Consider the following 13,594-nt stretch of genomic DNA (forward strand, 5'->3'; position numbering starts at 1 on the left):
GTTTTATCTTTGCAAAAATCAAAATAAATGAACAAGCCAATTTCTGAGTTTATAGAGAAATATTACCTGCACTTCAATGCAGCTGCATTGGTGGATGCATCAAAAGGTTATGTTGCACATCTTAAAGATGGTGGAAAAATGATGATCACTTTAGCGGGAGCAATGTCAACTGCTGAATTAGGGAAAATTCTTGCTGAAATGATCCGTCAGGATAAAGTAGATTTTATCTCTTGTACAGGAGCGAACCTTGAGGAAGATTTAATGAACCTGGTTGCACATTCTCACTATGAAAGAGTTCCACATTACAGAGATCTTACACCGCAGGAAGAGTGGGACTTGTTAGAAAGAGGTTTAAACAGAGTTACAGATACTTGTATCCCTGAAGAAGAAGCTTTCAGAAGATTACAGAAACATATTGTTGAGATCTGGAAAGATGCCGAGGCAAAAGGTGAAAGGTATTTTCCACACGAATATATGTACAAAATGATTCTTTCAGGAGTTTTAGAGCAGTATTATGAGATCCCGAGAGAGAATTCATGGATGATTGCTGCCGCTGAAAAAAACCTTCCAATTGTAGTTCCGGGATGGGAAGATTCTACAATGGGGAATATTTTTGCATCTTACTGTATCAAAGGAGAACTTACAGCTACAACAATGAAGTCAGGAATTGAATACATGATGTATTTGGCAGATTGGTATACTAAAAATTCTGCTGGAAAAGGAGTTGGATTCTTCCAGATTGGTGGCGGAATTGCAGGAGATTTCCCTATTTGTGTAGTACCAATGTTATATCAGGATATGGAAATGCATGATGTGCCTTTCTGGTCTTATTTCTGTCAGATTTCTGATTCTACAACATCTTACGGTTCATATTCAGGGGCTGTTCCAAATGAGAAGATCACTTGGGGGAAACTGGATATTACAACACCTAAGTTTATCGTTGAAAGTGATGCGACAATTTGTGCACCTTTAATGTTTTCTTACATTTTAGAGAATTCTTAATCATTATTTCTCACTGATCGTGAGAAAAAAATATAAAAAACGCTTCACTTTGTTGGAGCGTTTTTTATTTGTTGGGATATGAAAAATATTCATGCAATCTGATAGATGTGGGAATAAATAAAAAAATATCAGGTTTGTAATGAGATGCGAAATAATAGGCAGCTAATCCATAGAATTAATAAGGACAAAGTATCGATAGGCCAAAATGCCTTTTTGAATCTTTGTTAGAGAGCCTGGATCTTTATCACTTAATTTAGGTAAAATCTTTTTATTGATTTTATTCAGAAGGCTGAAGAATGATTTTTTCATAACTTTATATTTTTAATGAGAAACATCATTGAAATTATTATAGTTCAAAAATGATGCAAATAATTAAATAATCTTAATATTCCTGATATGGACGAGGTTTTCAAGCAACAGATTTATGAAATAACCAGGCTTATTCCAAAAGGCCGGGTTTCTTCGTATGGAGCAATAGCAAAAGCAGTGGGTTATCCAAATCATTCCCGACATGTTGGAAAAGCAATGGGCGGTTGCCCAAAAGATGTTCCGGCACATCGGGTTATTTCAAGTTCCGGAACTTTATCGGTAAAAGAGTTTCAGCCTAAGCTTGAAGCAGAGGGTGTTGTAGTTGAGAATTTTAGAATCAAAAACTTCAAACAGCTTTTCTGGGATCCTCTTAAAGAATTGTAGACTTATTTTTTTCCTTTTAAGCTTTTAATTTCTTCATTTAATTTTCGATTTTCTTCTTTTAATAAAGAAATGTATTCCTGAAGGTTCTCAACGATAGAAAGAGGAATTGTACTATTATTATATTGATAGATACCAGATGCCGAACTGTCATTAAAAACAGGATGGTCGTTATTAACTACGATTTGAGCATCATCTTCTTCATAGATCTCTTCCATGGTGACATCTAAGAAATTAGCTATTTTTTCCCATTCGGCTCGTACTATTTTCACATCCCCACTTTCCTTTCTACTATAGTTGGAGACATCGGTAGCAATGATATCAGCAATCTGCTGCTGAGTGTATCCCTTTTTCTTTCTAATCAAACGTAATTTTTCTTTTTGCATCTCGCATTTTTATACAAATATGCAAAAAAAATGTACAAATCACATGACGCGTGTACAGTAAAAACACAAAAAAGATACAATACGATGATGCACTAAGAACGTTCTTACTTTTATAGTTTTGGAAGACAACAAACAAAAACACAACACAATGAGAAAAAAATTATTTATAGTAGGAACAATGTTCCTGCTGGTTTTTCAGTCATGTTCTTCTAATGAAGATTTATCTACTGGAAAAGATTCTAATGCGGACGTAACTCAAAAAGTTTCTTTAAAGAATGGGAAATTAAGTTCAGAAGCTTTATCTAATTATGTGTCCGTTCAACTCAGCATTCAGTCTGAAATTAAAAGTATTCTTGACAATGAAAAGAATGCCAACTTTTCTGTAATTCAATCAGGAATAAATAGAATAAATACAGTCGAAGAGCTGGAAATATTGTATAAATCTGCGAAAGTTGAACATAGTAAAGAATTAATTTCTATGTATGAAAAATTAAGGGATAATAGCAAGAGTTTTAGAGATTCTAACTCAGATTTTTATTCCAAATATAATGAAGGAGAAAGAAGGAAAATGCTAACGAATGAAATAGATCAACAGCTTGGCTATAATGAAAATGGTACCCTTACAGGTAGAAGAAATTGTCATTCTGCTTTTATGACAGCTTCTAATAGATGTATGAGAGATTATGCTATAGAAATAGGTGGATCAGTTTTAGTTGGTGTATTTACTGGTGGAGTTGGTGGAGTTATTGCCGGAGGTATAGCTACCGCCCATATGGTAGTCTGTAATTCGGATGCAGAAAGTGATTATCAGGGATGTGTGAGAAATGGAGGTGGAAAATAAAATTTAAGATATGAAATTTAAATATGCTTTAATGTTTTCAGTCCTCATATTAGCTCTTACTCCTTTATTTGCAAGAGATAGCACATGGCGTATTATTTTTGAAATTTCCTGTTTTATACTATTTTTTCTGTTGGCAATTATTGCGTGGAAACGAAATGAAAGAATGGCATTTATTGCATATGTATTCTTAATACTGACGAATGGTATCCAAGTATTGGATAAAGGAGATAATTATTTTTTTGTTCAGATTATTCTTTTAATAATAATGCTTATTCTGGGAATTCTGGAATGGAGTAGAGCAAAAAATAAAAGTGGCATAGATTAACTATGCTACTTTTATTATCAAGACATGGATTTATTTTTCCTAGTATTATCTAATTATTTCAGTTGTTTTTTTATAAAGGTCAAGATTATGGATGGTAATTTCATTTAATAATCTTGATTTCCATTCTTACCATTCATCAACGTTTTTGATTTTTGATTCCTGTAATTTTGAGGTAAATTAAAAACATACAATATGGAACTAGGAATAGGAATGTTTGGTGATTTAGCTTTTGACCAGACAACAGGGAAATATAAAGATGCCGGAGTAAAAATCAGAGAAATTCTCGAACAGGTAAAATTAATGGATGAGGTAGGAATCGACGTTTTTGCAATGGGAGAGCACCATCGTCCTGATTATGCTGTTTCTTCTCCTGAAATGGTATTGGCAGCAGCAGCGAGCATTACAAAAAATATTAAACTGGCAAGTGGTGTTACTGTTTTAAGTTCATCGGAACCAGTAAAAGTTTATGAAGATTTTTCAACATTAGACCTTATTTCTGATGGAAGAGCAGAAATATTTGTAGGAAGAGGCAGTTTTATTGAATCCTTTCCACTTTATGGATATTCACTGAATGATTATGAGCAACTCTTTGATGAGAAGTTAGAATTGTTGTTAAAAATAAACTCAGAAGAGAATGTTTCATGGTCAGGAAAGCTTCGTGCACCGATGCAGAATCAAACGGTCTATCCAAGAGCAAAGAATGGTGGAAGGCTTCCTATATGGAGAGCTGTTGGTGGAACTCCGCAATCAGTTTTAAGTGCTGCGAAACTAGGAATGCCATTAGTCGTGGCGATTATTGGTGGAATGCCTATTCAGTTTAGAAATCTGATAGAATTCTATAAACAGGAATATCAAAATGCTGGACACGATATTTCTGAGATGCAGATCGCAATACATTCTCATACTTTTGTAAGTGATGACCAGAATGTGGTAGATGGCTATTTCAATAATTATAAGTCACAGATGGACAGGATAGGATCTTCCAGAGGTTGGGCTCCATATACTAAAGCTCAATATGATGGTGGAAGAGGTAAAGATGGTGCTTTATTTATTGGAAGTCCTGCTGAAGTTTCTGATAAGATTGCTTATATGAAGGAAATTTTTGGTATTACCAGATTTATTGGACACATGGATGTAGGGGATCCGGACCATAATTTGATGATGAAATCTATTGAATTATTTGGTCAGGAAGTATTACCTAACATTAAATCTTTATAAAACAAAGAAACTCCATTGAGCAATTCAATGGAGTTTTTTTTGATATGATATTGAAGATTGAAAAATGCTATTTAAATGATCTTAATAAGACTTCCACGCTCTTCATCTTTTACAATACTCAATGAAACGGGGATTTTTTCTTTAAGTTCTTCTACATGCGAGATAATTCCTACGATCCTGTTTTCCTTTTGGAGCCCCATCAACGTTTCAAAAACAATATTTACTGATTCCACATCCTGTGTTCCAAAACCTTCATCTATAAAAAAGAAATTTTTATCTGCTTTTGTTGTAGCCTGTACACTTTCTGCTAAAGCTAAAGCCAAACTTAATGATACCTGGAATGCCTGTCCTCCAGATAGTGTTTTTACACTTCGGGTTCGTCCCTCATTCAGGTAGTCAACTATTTCAAAATCATTGTTCTCATTCAGTTGGAGACTCAGTTGATTTCTGGTCATCTTATGGAATCGTACATTTGCGTGATCGCAGAGTTGTCTTAGATAAATGGATGAAACGTACTGAACAAAACCGGCTGCTTTAAACAAGTTGGTCATCACTTTTAAATTCTCAGATCGCTTCTGAAGTTCACTGAGATTTTTCAGAAGACTTTCTTTTTTCTTAAACTCTTTTTCAAGCCTGTCAATTTCAGAAATAGTTTTAACAACAGTGTCGTTAGCTTGCTTTAATGTTGTTTCAATAATTTTAAATTGATCTTCAACAGAATGAAACTCTTCTTTGTTAAAAGAGAAATCTTTAAGCTTTACCTCTAGTTCCTGAATTCCGTTTTTTAATGTTTCAAACTGAATTCTGAACTGTTGGATTTGATTCCTTTTCTCCTGAACATGGATTTCTTCTATTAAGATATTTTGAACATCCATTAATGTAGTAAAACCTTGTTGTGCTAAAGCGAGCTGTAATGATTCTTCGTTGGAAGAAATTTCTTTTTCTAGCTCTGAAACCCTGATAGCTAGCTGATTTACAATGGTTTTTTGTTCTGCCAGTTTGGGCGCAGTTTCTTTTTCCTGATTAGTTAGAGTTTGATAATTTCTTTCAACATCAAGATTGGATTCAGCTAATTTTTGATGAAGGTCGAAAACCTCAGGATATGATTGGTTCTTATAATCATTCCAATTCAAAGTCTTTAAATTTGAACGATTGGTGTTGATCTGTTCTTCTTTTTTTGCTTCTTCCAGTTTAAATTCGTCCAAAGCTTTTTTATACTTTTCTAGGGTTTCCTGCTCTTTTTCAAGAATTTCTCTTTCCTTTAAAATCAGCTGACTGATTTGTTCCATCTGCTTTTCTATGGTAAATGACTGTTGACGTTTTAATTCAAAGTCATTTTCTTGATCAGCATTAAAATTTTCCCATATAAAATTTTGACGATGAGTTAATATCTCTTTTTGAAGCTGATTTAAAACTTCCTGCTCTGTTCGTAATTGATCTTCAAAGATCTTTTTACGATCCAGAATTTTTTCAATTTCAGAAGTCTGTTTTTGAATTTTTAAAAGTTCATTTTCGATAGATTGTATTTTTTCCTGAATATCATTGAGCTCAGTATTCACATCGTGAAATCCGACAATATTTGGATGTTCTAACGATCCGCAAAGTGGACATGATTCACCATCATGTAATTCGTTGGCAAAACGGGATAATTCATTCTGAATTTTAAGGTGGTCAAACTTTTGTGATAATTCTTTTCTGCCAGTTTCTAAAGAATCTGTTTTTAGTTTAAAATCTTCTCGAAAATTTTCAGGATTGATATTAAAGGGCTTTAAGTCTTCTAAAACCTTTGTGATTAATCCCTTGTGATGAATTAGTTTTTCGGTTTGCTTGTGTTGGAGATCATTCAGATTTTTTTTGTGTACAAACCAATTTCCAACACTAATTAATAAATTAGCTTCAATTTTTTTTGGTTTTAAAGCTTCTGTCTCCTTAGTAAGATCATTTATTTTTTTTAAAGTGTTCTTTTGTTTTTCTTCAACTTCCTGCACTTTTTCAGAACCCTTCTGTGTCCTTTCTTCAAGTGTTTTTATTTCAGTCGAAAACCTCAATATTTGTAAGATCAAACCTAAATCATTTTCTTGTGTTTTTGACTGTCCTAATGCATCAAATTTAGGTTGGAGCGATAGAAGCTGTTCTCTTATTTTAGTGAAATTTTTCTCGGTTTCCGCTACATATTTTATATGGACTTCCTGCTCTTTTTGTCTTGCTGAAATTTCATGTGATAGCTTATTTTTTTCATTAAGCAAAGGATTAAAGATCCTGAAAACAGTATCATAGATATTTGTTTTCTTTTCTAAAGCATCAATCTTTAATTTATCAGCAGATATCTTTTCAAAATCCTCTTTCTTTTGTTGTAAATTTTCAAAATCTGTTTTTAGACTTTTTAATTGCTGATATTTTTCTGAAGCTTGTTGATGCTCATTTTTTACCTGATCGTATTTTTGCTGCTCTTTTGTAAGATTTTCTTTTTGAGAATTAATCTGTTCCGCACTTATTTCCTCAAATCCTTTCAATTCACCTTGTAATTGATCCAGCTCAGATTTGTTTCTGATATTTAAAACCGAGACATTATTTTGTAAATCAAACCGTTGAAGATTAAAAATTTCCTTCATCATGCTCGTTCTTTCTGCTGCTCCCAATTCAAGGAATTCCTTAAACTGGCCTTGCGGAATAATAATTGTACGCTTAAAATTCGCATAACTTAATCCTATAATTTGCTCAGCATCAGAATGGTCGAGTGGTATCCATTTTTCATTCCTCTTTTCATAAAAAGTTACAGAGGAAGGTTTTACATCATCAAATTTTTTGAAATTTCTTTTGAAATCTCGGGTTGCACGGAATAATTTATTTTCATGGTTTATGAAATCAAATTCAATATAGGAACTGTTTGATTTCAGATTCATCATATTGTAAGCTCGTTTGTCACGCATATTCAAACGCTCCGTTTCACCATATAAAGCAAAAGAAATTGCTTCAAGGATAGATGATTTTCCGGAACCAACCGAACCAAAGATTCCGAACAATCCAGCCTCAGTAAGGTTTCTGAAATCGATAGTCTGACGTTCCTGATAAGAATATAGACCTTCTATTGTTACTTGAATTGGGATCATGATTAAGCGTTTAAAATTTCATTGAACATTTTCATTAAGTCTTCATTAGGTTGCTGTCCATTATTTTTAGATTTAAAATAATCCTGAAATAAAGATTGAATATCCTGATTCAGATTAATTTCATGAAGATGGTTTTCATTGAAATCCTGATTTTTAACCTTCGGAATCAAGTGAACGATACCATTGTGAGACTGGTAAATACGTTTTCTTTCATCTGCTTTTAAAAATGTTTCACTTTCCAGTGTCAATTCAACCAGAGTATCTTGATTTTCAAGTAACCATTCAATAGTTTTTTCTATAGAATCAAATGTTTTTCTAATGAGAGACTTTCCATTTTTTAGAGCTACTCTTTCATATGAAACCTCTTTGTTGGGCTCTGCTTCGATAATATTGACATATTTTGTTTGTCCAGCTTCACTGAAGCTATAACATAGGGGTGAAGAAGAATATACAACCGGTTTTTCTTTTGTTCCAATATTCTGAAAACTGTGAAGATGTCCCAAAGCAGTATATTGAATTTGATCAGGGATAATATCGGAATAAATAAGGTCTGCAGCTCCAATTTTAATAGGCTTTTCACCTTCAGGCTCTTCAATGAGTTCTGTGCCTCTTTTATTCATATATAAATGAGCTGTTAAAATATTGACGCCATTGGTGTCACAAAATTCATCAGCAAGCTTTTTCCAGTTTTCAGCTAGAACTTTATTAAGTTCTTCCTCTTTATTCTCTCCAAAATATTCCTTTAATCGGACCTCGTTTGCATAAGGAGTATGTAAAATTCGTATTGGGAAATCTAAACCATTAAGTTGTAACTCGATCAATCCTTCAACCGAATTTGAAATCGTAAAATTTTCCAGTTCAAATGGGTTAATCTTAGCTTTTGGATGACCAATTAAAATAATTCCACATTCTCTGGCAAGTGGATCGGGAGCATCAATTAAACTTGGAGCATCATGATTTCCCGAAATAGCTATAACAGGACGCTTCCCATTTAATGATAAACGTTTTAACGTTTTATAAAACAACTCAATGGCATCAACTCTAGGGTTGAAGTTATCAAACAGGTCCCCGGCTACAATAATCAGATCTACCTTTTGTACGTCGGCTATTTGAACAATTTCATTCATAACCTGAACCTGTTCTTCCAGACGTGAAAACCGATCCAGACGTTTCCCTAAATGCCAGTCGGCAGTATGCAGAATTTTCATAACTCAAATGTAAGAAACAAAAAAGGGAAAGTGAAATTCTATTTTTTATTTTAATATTCTTGAGAATGGAATTTTTTATGAGTATTTTTGAAAAAAACTGATTTTTATGAAAAGTATTTGGATTGTTTTTTTCTTTTTATTTGGATTGTTTTTAAATGCCCAAAACCTGGAAAAAATTGTAAAAGAAGTAAAAGAAGAGGGAGTCGATCTATATAGAAGTGAAATGGCCAGTTGGTATGGAACCGATGTTTTCAAAGAGAATTATACTAACATGGAGAATGTAGGGGGGTATTTTTCTTATGTCAATGAGGCTGTTCCCAAATGTGTTTTTTTTTCCAAAAGTAATAAAGTATTAGCTACAATTTCTTTTCCTACTAATTATAATCCGCAAGACGCAAAAGTGGATTTAAATGAAAGAGATTTTACAGAAATTGAAAATGATTATTTTAAGATTAGACAAAATGCTCTTGAAAGAATTAAAAATGATACTATTTTTAAACATTATAAGAACACAAATTTAAACCTAGTTCCAATCATCAAAAACAATATCAAAAAAGTATATGTTTTAACAGGTCCTTCAATGAACAATGTGGTAATTTTTGGGAATGATTATTTGATAACTTTTAACCACGAAGGTAATGTTCGAAATGTAGAAAAGTTACATAAAGGAATTATCATTCAAAATATTAATGATGAAAAAGTTGGCAAGACAATTGCGGGAGCTCATTCTCATGTATTAGAAAATTGGTCGCTGATAACACCTACTGATATTTGTACCTTAATGCTCTATTATAAGTTTACAAAGTGGGATGATTATACAGTTATTTCCAAAGAATATGTGAGTGTATGGAATGGGAAATCTAATAATCTTTCTATTGAAAAAAAAGAGAAATTTAAGAAAGTTGCAGAGAACATCCTTAATGGCAATAGACAACAGGAAAACATTCAAAAAAGAACAGAATAATATGGAACAATCCAAAGATCCCTTACACGGCAAAAGGCTTGATGCTATGCTAGAGGAGTTAGTTGAATATTATGAAGGATTTGAAAAGTTAGGAGAGCAGATTAATATTAAATGTTTTACGGATAATCCAAGTATTAATTCTTCGTTGAAATTTTTACGTAAAACCGATTGGGCAAGAACAAAAGTTGAAAGTCTGTATCTCTTTATGTTGAGACAGAAAAAAAGGAATGAAACAAAGAATAGAAAGTAGAAGATCTGATATTGCTTTAATACTCTTTTCGTATTTCTTCTCTAAATAAATCAAAATAGTATATTTGCACCGTTAATCGTGAAAAAAGACTCACGAAAAAAAGAAAAAATATGACAATCGAAAACAATCATGTTGTAGCTGTAAGTTACATACTTCACACAATCGAAGAGGATGGAAGTAAGATTCTTGTAGAAGAAACAACAGCAGAAAATCCACTTACATTTTTGCACGGTGTAGGAATGATGATCCCAAAGTTTGAGCAAAATATCCTTGGTTTAAAAGCGGGTGATAAAGCAGCTTTTACTATTCTGCCTGAAGAAGCTTATGGTGACAGACAACCGGACGCTATAGCACAATTACCAGTTGATATGTTTAATGAATCTGGTCTTCCACCTGTTGGAGCTATTTTGCCTTTGTCTGATAATCAAGGGAATAATTTTCAAGCATTGGTAGTTGAAGTAACGCCAGAAGTTGTAATAGCTGACCTTAACCATCCGATGGCTGGAAAAGTTTTAGATTTCCAGGTGGAAATTTTAAACACACGTCCCGCTACAGAAGAAGAATTAGCACATGGTCATCCTCATGGAATTGACGGAACAGATGCTCATTAAAAATAATAGAATGTCCGATTTTTTCGGACATTTTTTTTAATATCAATATTGTTGATGATTATTTTAATCTAAAAATTTTCCAGAAACATAATACCAGCGGTCATGCATTTTCTGAAAAACAGAAAACTCATGATGAACTTGTGGGTTTCCATCCTGATCTGTATAATAAGCCTTAAATTCAACATGATTTAAAGCTGGAGTTTGGACAATTTCTAATTTTGTCCATTCATTAATTTCACCCCATTCCTGCAAATCTTTTTTGTTATGCAACTTACGCTTTCCAGGTAGAGTGGTTTCCATTAAATATTCTCCATTAGGAATAGCAAATGCTGAAAATCGGGAACGCATTAAAGCTTCTGCTGTTGGAGCATGTTTTTCTCCTGTATGATAAGGCTTACAACATTGTTCATATGATTTTCCAGAGCAACAGGGACAATTCATTTATTTATTTTTTAAAACACAAAAATCACGAATTTTTATCACAAATACCACAGTTTTTGTTCTATTAATTAAAATTTCATTTGAATCAATGGTATAATTTCTGTGCTTATACGTGAATTTATTTGGACCATGTATGTTTAAAAACAAAAAAAGCATCCAACTTAATGAATGCTCTAAAAATTTATTTTATAAACCCTCTGTTTCTCAATAAAGGTTTAATATCCGGATCATGTCCTGTAAAATCTCTAAATGCCTGATTCAAATCTACAGAGTTTCCTACAGAAAGAATGTATTTTCTGAAACGGTCTCCGTTTTCTCTTGTTAATCCACCATTATTCTCAATCCATTCCCAAGCATCATTATCTAGTGTTTCAGACCATAAGTAAGCATAATATCCTGCTGAATATCCACCACCCCAAATATGTGCAAAATAAGGGGTATGGTATCTTGGCGGAACAGTTGCCAAGTTAAATCCATGTTTTTCTAAAGATTGTTTTTCAAAATCGAGAACTGGGATCAACTGGCTTTCATTCATTACAGTATGCCAATCCATATCAAGTTCTGCTGCAGAAACCAATTCTGTTGTCATATAACCTTGATTGAAAGTTCCAGCTTTTTTTATCTTATCAACTAATGCTTGTGGTATAGGCTGTTTAGTTTCATAATGAAGTGCATAGTTTTTTAGAATAATAGGATCTAATGCCCAATGCTCATTAATCTGTGAAGGAAACTCTACAAAATCTCTTGGTACATTAGTTCCTGAAAGAGAAGGATATTTTTGACTTGCAAACATTCCGTGAATAGAGTGGCCAAACTCATGAAACATAGTGGAAACATCATCATAACTAATTAAAGATGGTTTTCCAGGAGCTGGTTTTTGATAGTTATAGCAATTGACAATGACTGGTTTTGTTCCCAAGAGGTAAGACTGTTCAACAAAATTACTCATCCATGCACCACCATTTTTAGAATCTCTGGTATAGAAATCCAAATAATAAATGGCAATTGATTTTCCGTCATGGTCGAAAACTTCATAAGTTACAACGTCAGGATGATAGGTTGGAAGATCTGTTCTTTTTTTGAAAGTAAGACCATAGAATTTTTCGGCAGCATAGAAAACTCCTTTTTCTAAAACAGTTGTTACTTCAAAATAGGGTTTGATCTGGTTTTCATCTAGATCAAATTTTGCCTTTCTTACCTGTTCAGCATAGAAAGTCCAGTCCCAGGGCTCTACTTTGAAACCCCCTTTTTGTTGATCAATTAAATCCTGGATATCTTTTGCCTCTCGTCTTGCTGTTTCTACAGCAGGAGTTGCAATCTGATTCATTAATTTGGTAGCTGCTTCAGGAGTCTTTGCCATCTGATCCTGCAGTTTCCATTCTGCGAAGCTCTTTTTACCTAAGATCTGGGCTTTTTTAAGTCTTAATTTAGCAAGTTTTTCAATTGTCTCTCTCGTATCATTGGCATCTCCTTTTTCAGCTCTTAACCATGAAGCTTTAAAAAGCTTTTCTCTGGTAGCTCTGTTTTTTAGGTTTTGTAATAAAGGTTGTTGAGTGGTATTTTGTAAAGCTAACAGATATTTTCCAGGTTGTCCTGCTGTTTTTGCATCTGTTGCTGCCGCTTCAATTTCATCAGGAGAAAGCCCATCAAGTTCTTTAGCGTCTGAAAAGAAAACACCACCTTGCTTTCTAGCTTCTAACAATTTATTTGAATATTGAGTAGAAAGTGAGGCTAGCTCTTGGTTTACTTGCTTTAATTTCTCTTTATCTGCAGCAGAAAGATTAGCACCTGCAATTTCAAAATTCTGCTTATAGAATTGTAATAATCTTTTACTTTCAGAATCTAAGCCATCTTCTTTAATGGCCTTTATCCTTTTATAAAGATTATCATTAAGATACATTTTATCAGAGTGAGCTGCCAGAATTGGAGCATATTCCTCATCTAAAGCTTGTAATGTGGGGTTTGTATTTGCACCTGTTAAGTTTGAAAATACAGTCAATGCTCTTTTTAAAACTTCGCCGCTCTTTTCTAAAGCAACGACCGTGTTTTCAAAAGTAGGTGTTGCTGAGTTGTTAGCAATTGTAATGATTTCAGCATCGTGCTGTTTTAATCCGAAATCAAAAGCCGGTTTAAAATCTTCATTTTTAATTTTATCAAATTCGGGAGCCTCATACTGAAGTTTGCTTTTCTTCATAAAAGGGTTTGACGAAAGAGAAGAATCTGGGACAGGAATTTCCTGTTGAGTATCGGTTTTTTTCATTGTTGTACAAGAGTAGTTAAATGCCAAAGCAGAAATTAATAATACCGATGAAATATTTTTCATAAAATTAGTTATTATTGAAGGATAAAGATATTAAAAACTAATGTATTGACACGAAAGTCTTTATTGAAAAGATTAAAAAGAGTGTGCAGGAAAATCTGTTTTGATGGGAATTGGCAGTGCTTCTAATTTGGAAAATGAATATAATTATCCAGACGGTTGTAATATTTTTTATACATTAGTTGTTATTAATATAGAATACTTAAACTTAATTTATAAAATTGATAC

General features: G+C 33.1%; 13 protein-coding genes. 8 read left to right on the top strand and 5 right to left on the bottom strand.

Annotated features, from left to right (window positions below; all coding sequences use genetic code 11):
- The first annotated feature begins 27 nt into the window (after positions 1–27).
- Together J7E44_RS08955 and J7E44_RS08960 are read left to right on the top strand one after the other, a co-directional pair.
- Positions 28–1,002 (top strand): deoxyhypusine synthase family protein, encoded by a 975-nt coding sequence (locus J7E44_RS08955; protein ID WP_089027742.1) that lies wholly within the window; start codon positions 28–30, stop codon positions 1,000–1,002.
- A 396-nt stretch (positions 1,003–1,398) separates the two neighbouring features.
- A complete protein-coding gene (locus J7E44_RS08960) occupies positions 1,399–1,695 on the top strand; it encodes an MGMT family protein (RefSeq protein WP_214828184.1) in 297 nt (98 codons plus the stop codon).
- Positions 1,696–1,697: 2 nt separating this feature from the next.
- On the opposite strand, the gene J7E44_RS08965 is transcribed toward J7E44_RS08960, so the two are convergent.
- Positions 1,698–2,078, bottom strand: a complete 381-nt coding sequence (locus J7E44_RS08965) for a helix-turn-helix transcriptional regulator (RefSeq protein ID WP_214828187.1) — start codon at positions 2,076–2,078, stop codon at positions 1,698–1,700.
- 148 nt (positions 2,079–2,226) lie between these two features.
- Here J7E44_RS08965 and J7E44_RS08970 point away from each other — a divergent pair, with 148 nt between their 5' ends.
- The 3 genes from J7E44_RS08970 to J7E44_RS08980 all read left to right on the top strand — a co-directional run bounded on the left by J7E44_RS08970 (position 2,227) and on the right by J7E44_RS08980 (position 4,462).
- Positions 2,227–2,919, top strand: coding sequence for a hypothetical protein (locus J7E44_RS08970; RefSeq protein WP_214828190.1), 693 nt, complete (start codon positions 2,227–2,229; stop codon positions 2,917–2,919).
- Between the two features lie 10 nt (positions 2,920–2,929).
- A complete protein-coding gene (locus J7E44_RS08975; RefSeq protein WP_214828193.1) occupies positions 2,930–3,244 on the top strand; it encodes a hypothetical protein in 315 nt (104 codons plus the stop codon).
- 192 nt (positions 3,245–3,436) lie between these two features.
- Entirely contained in the window at positions 3,437–4,462 is a 1,026-nt protein-coding gene (locus J7E44_RS08980; RefSeq protein WP_214828195.1) for an LLM class flavin-dependent oxidoreductase, read from the top strand.
- A gap of 71 nt (positions 4,463–4,533) precedes the next feature.
- On the opposite strand, the gene J7E44_RS08985 is transcribed toward J7E44_RS08980, so the two are convergent.
- Together J7E44_RS08985 and J7E44_RS08990 are read right to left on the bottom strand one after the other, a co-directional pair.
- Entirely contained in the window at positions 4,534–7,572 is a 3,039-nt protein-coding gene (locus J7E44_RS08985) for an AAA family ATPase (protein WP_214828196.1), read from the bottom strand.
- A 2-nt stretch (positions 7,573–7,574) separates the two neighbouring features.
- A complete protein-coding gene (locus J7E44_RS08990; protein ID WP_214828198.1) occupies positions 7,575–8,780 on the bottom strand; it encodes a metallophosphoesterase family protein in 1,206 nt (401 codons plus the stop codon).
- Between the two features lie 106 nt (positions 8,781–8,886).
- On the opposite strand from J7E44_RS08990, the gene J7E44_RS08995 reads away from it, so the two are divergent.
- The 3 genes from J7E44_RS08995 to J7E44_RS09005 all read left to right on the top strand — a co-directional run bounded on the left by J7E44_RS08995 (position 8,887) and on the right by J7E44_RS09005 (position 10,605).
- Entirely contained in the window at positions 8,887–9,744 is an 858-nt protein-coding gene (locus J7E44_RS08995; protein ID WP_214828209.1) for a hypothetical protein, read from the top strand.
- 1 nt (position 9,745) lies between these two features.
- On the top strand, positions 9,746–9,994 hold the full coding sequence (locus J7E44_RS09000) for a VF530 family protein (RefSeq protein ID WP_214828211.1): 249 nt from the start codon (positions 9,746–9,748) through the stop codon (positions 9,992–9,994).
- Positions 9,995–10,104: 110 nt separating this feature from the next.
- The gene (locus tag J7E44_RS09005; RefSeq protein ID WP_214828213.1) at positions 10,105–10,605 is read left to right on the top strand and encodes an FKBP-type peptidyl-prolyl cis-trans isomerase; all 501 of its coding nucleotides are present in this window, start codon (positions 10,105–10,107) and stop codon (positions 10,603–10,605) included.
- Positions 10,606–10,668: 63 nt separating this feature from the next.
- Here the strand turns inward: J7E44_RS09005 and J7E44_RS09010 are convergent, their stop codons facing one another.
- Entirely contained in the window at positions 10,669–11,046 is a 378-nt protein-coding gene (locus J7E44_RS09010; protein ID WP_214828215.1) for a YchJ family protein, read from the bottom strand.
- A 181-nt stretch (positions 11,047–11,227) separates the two neighbouring features.
- On the bottom strand, positions 11,228–13,369 hold the full coding sequence (locus J7E44_RS09015; protein WP_214828218.1) for a M3 family metallopeptidase: 2,142 nt from the start codon (positions 13,367–13,369) through the stop codon (positions 11,228–11,230).
- Positions 13,370–13,594 lie beyond the last annotated feature (225 nt).

This window comes from Chryseobacterium sp. ISL-6 (genome assembly GCF_018613715.1).
GTDB lineage: Bacteria > Bacteroidota > Bacteroidia > Flavobacteriales > Weeksellaceae > Chryseobacterium > Chryseobacterium paludis.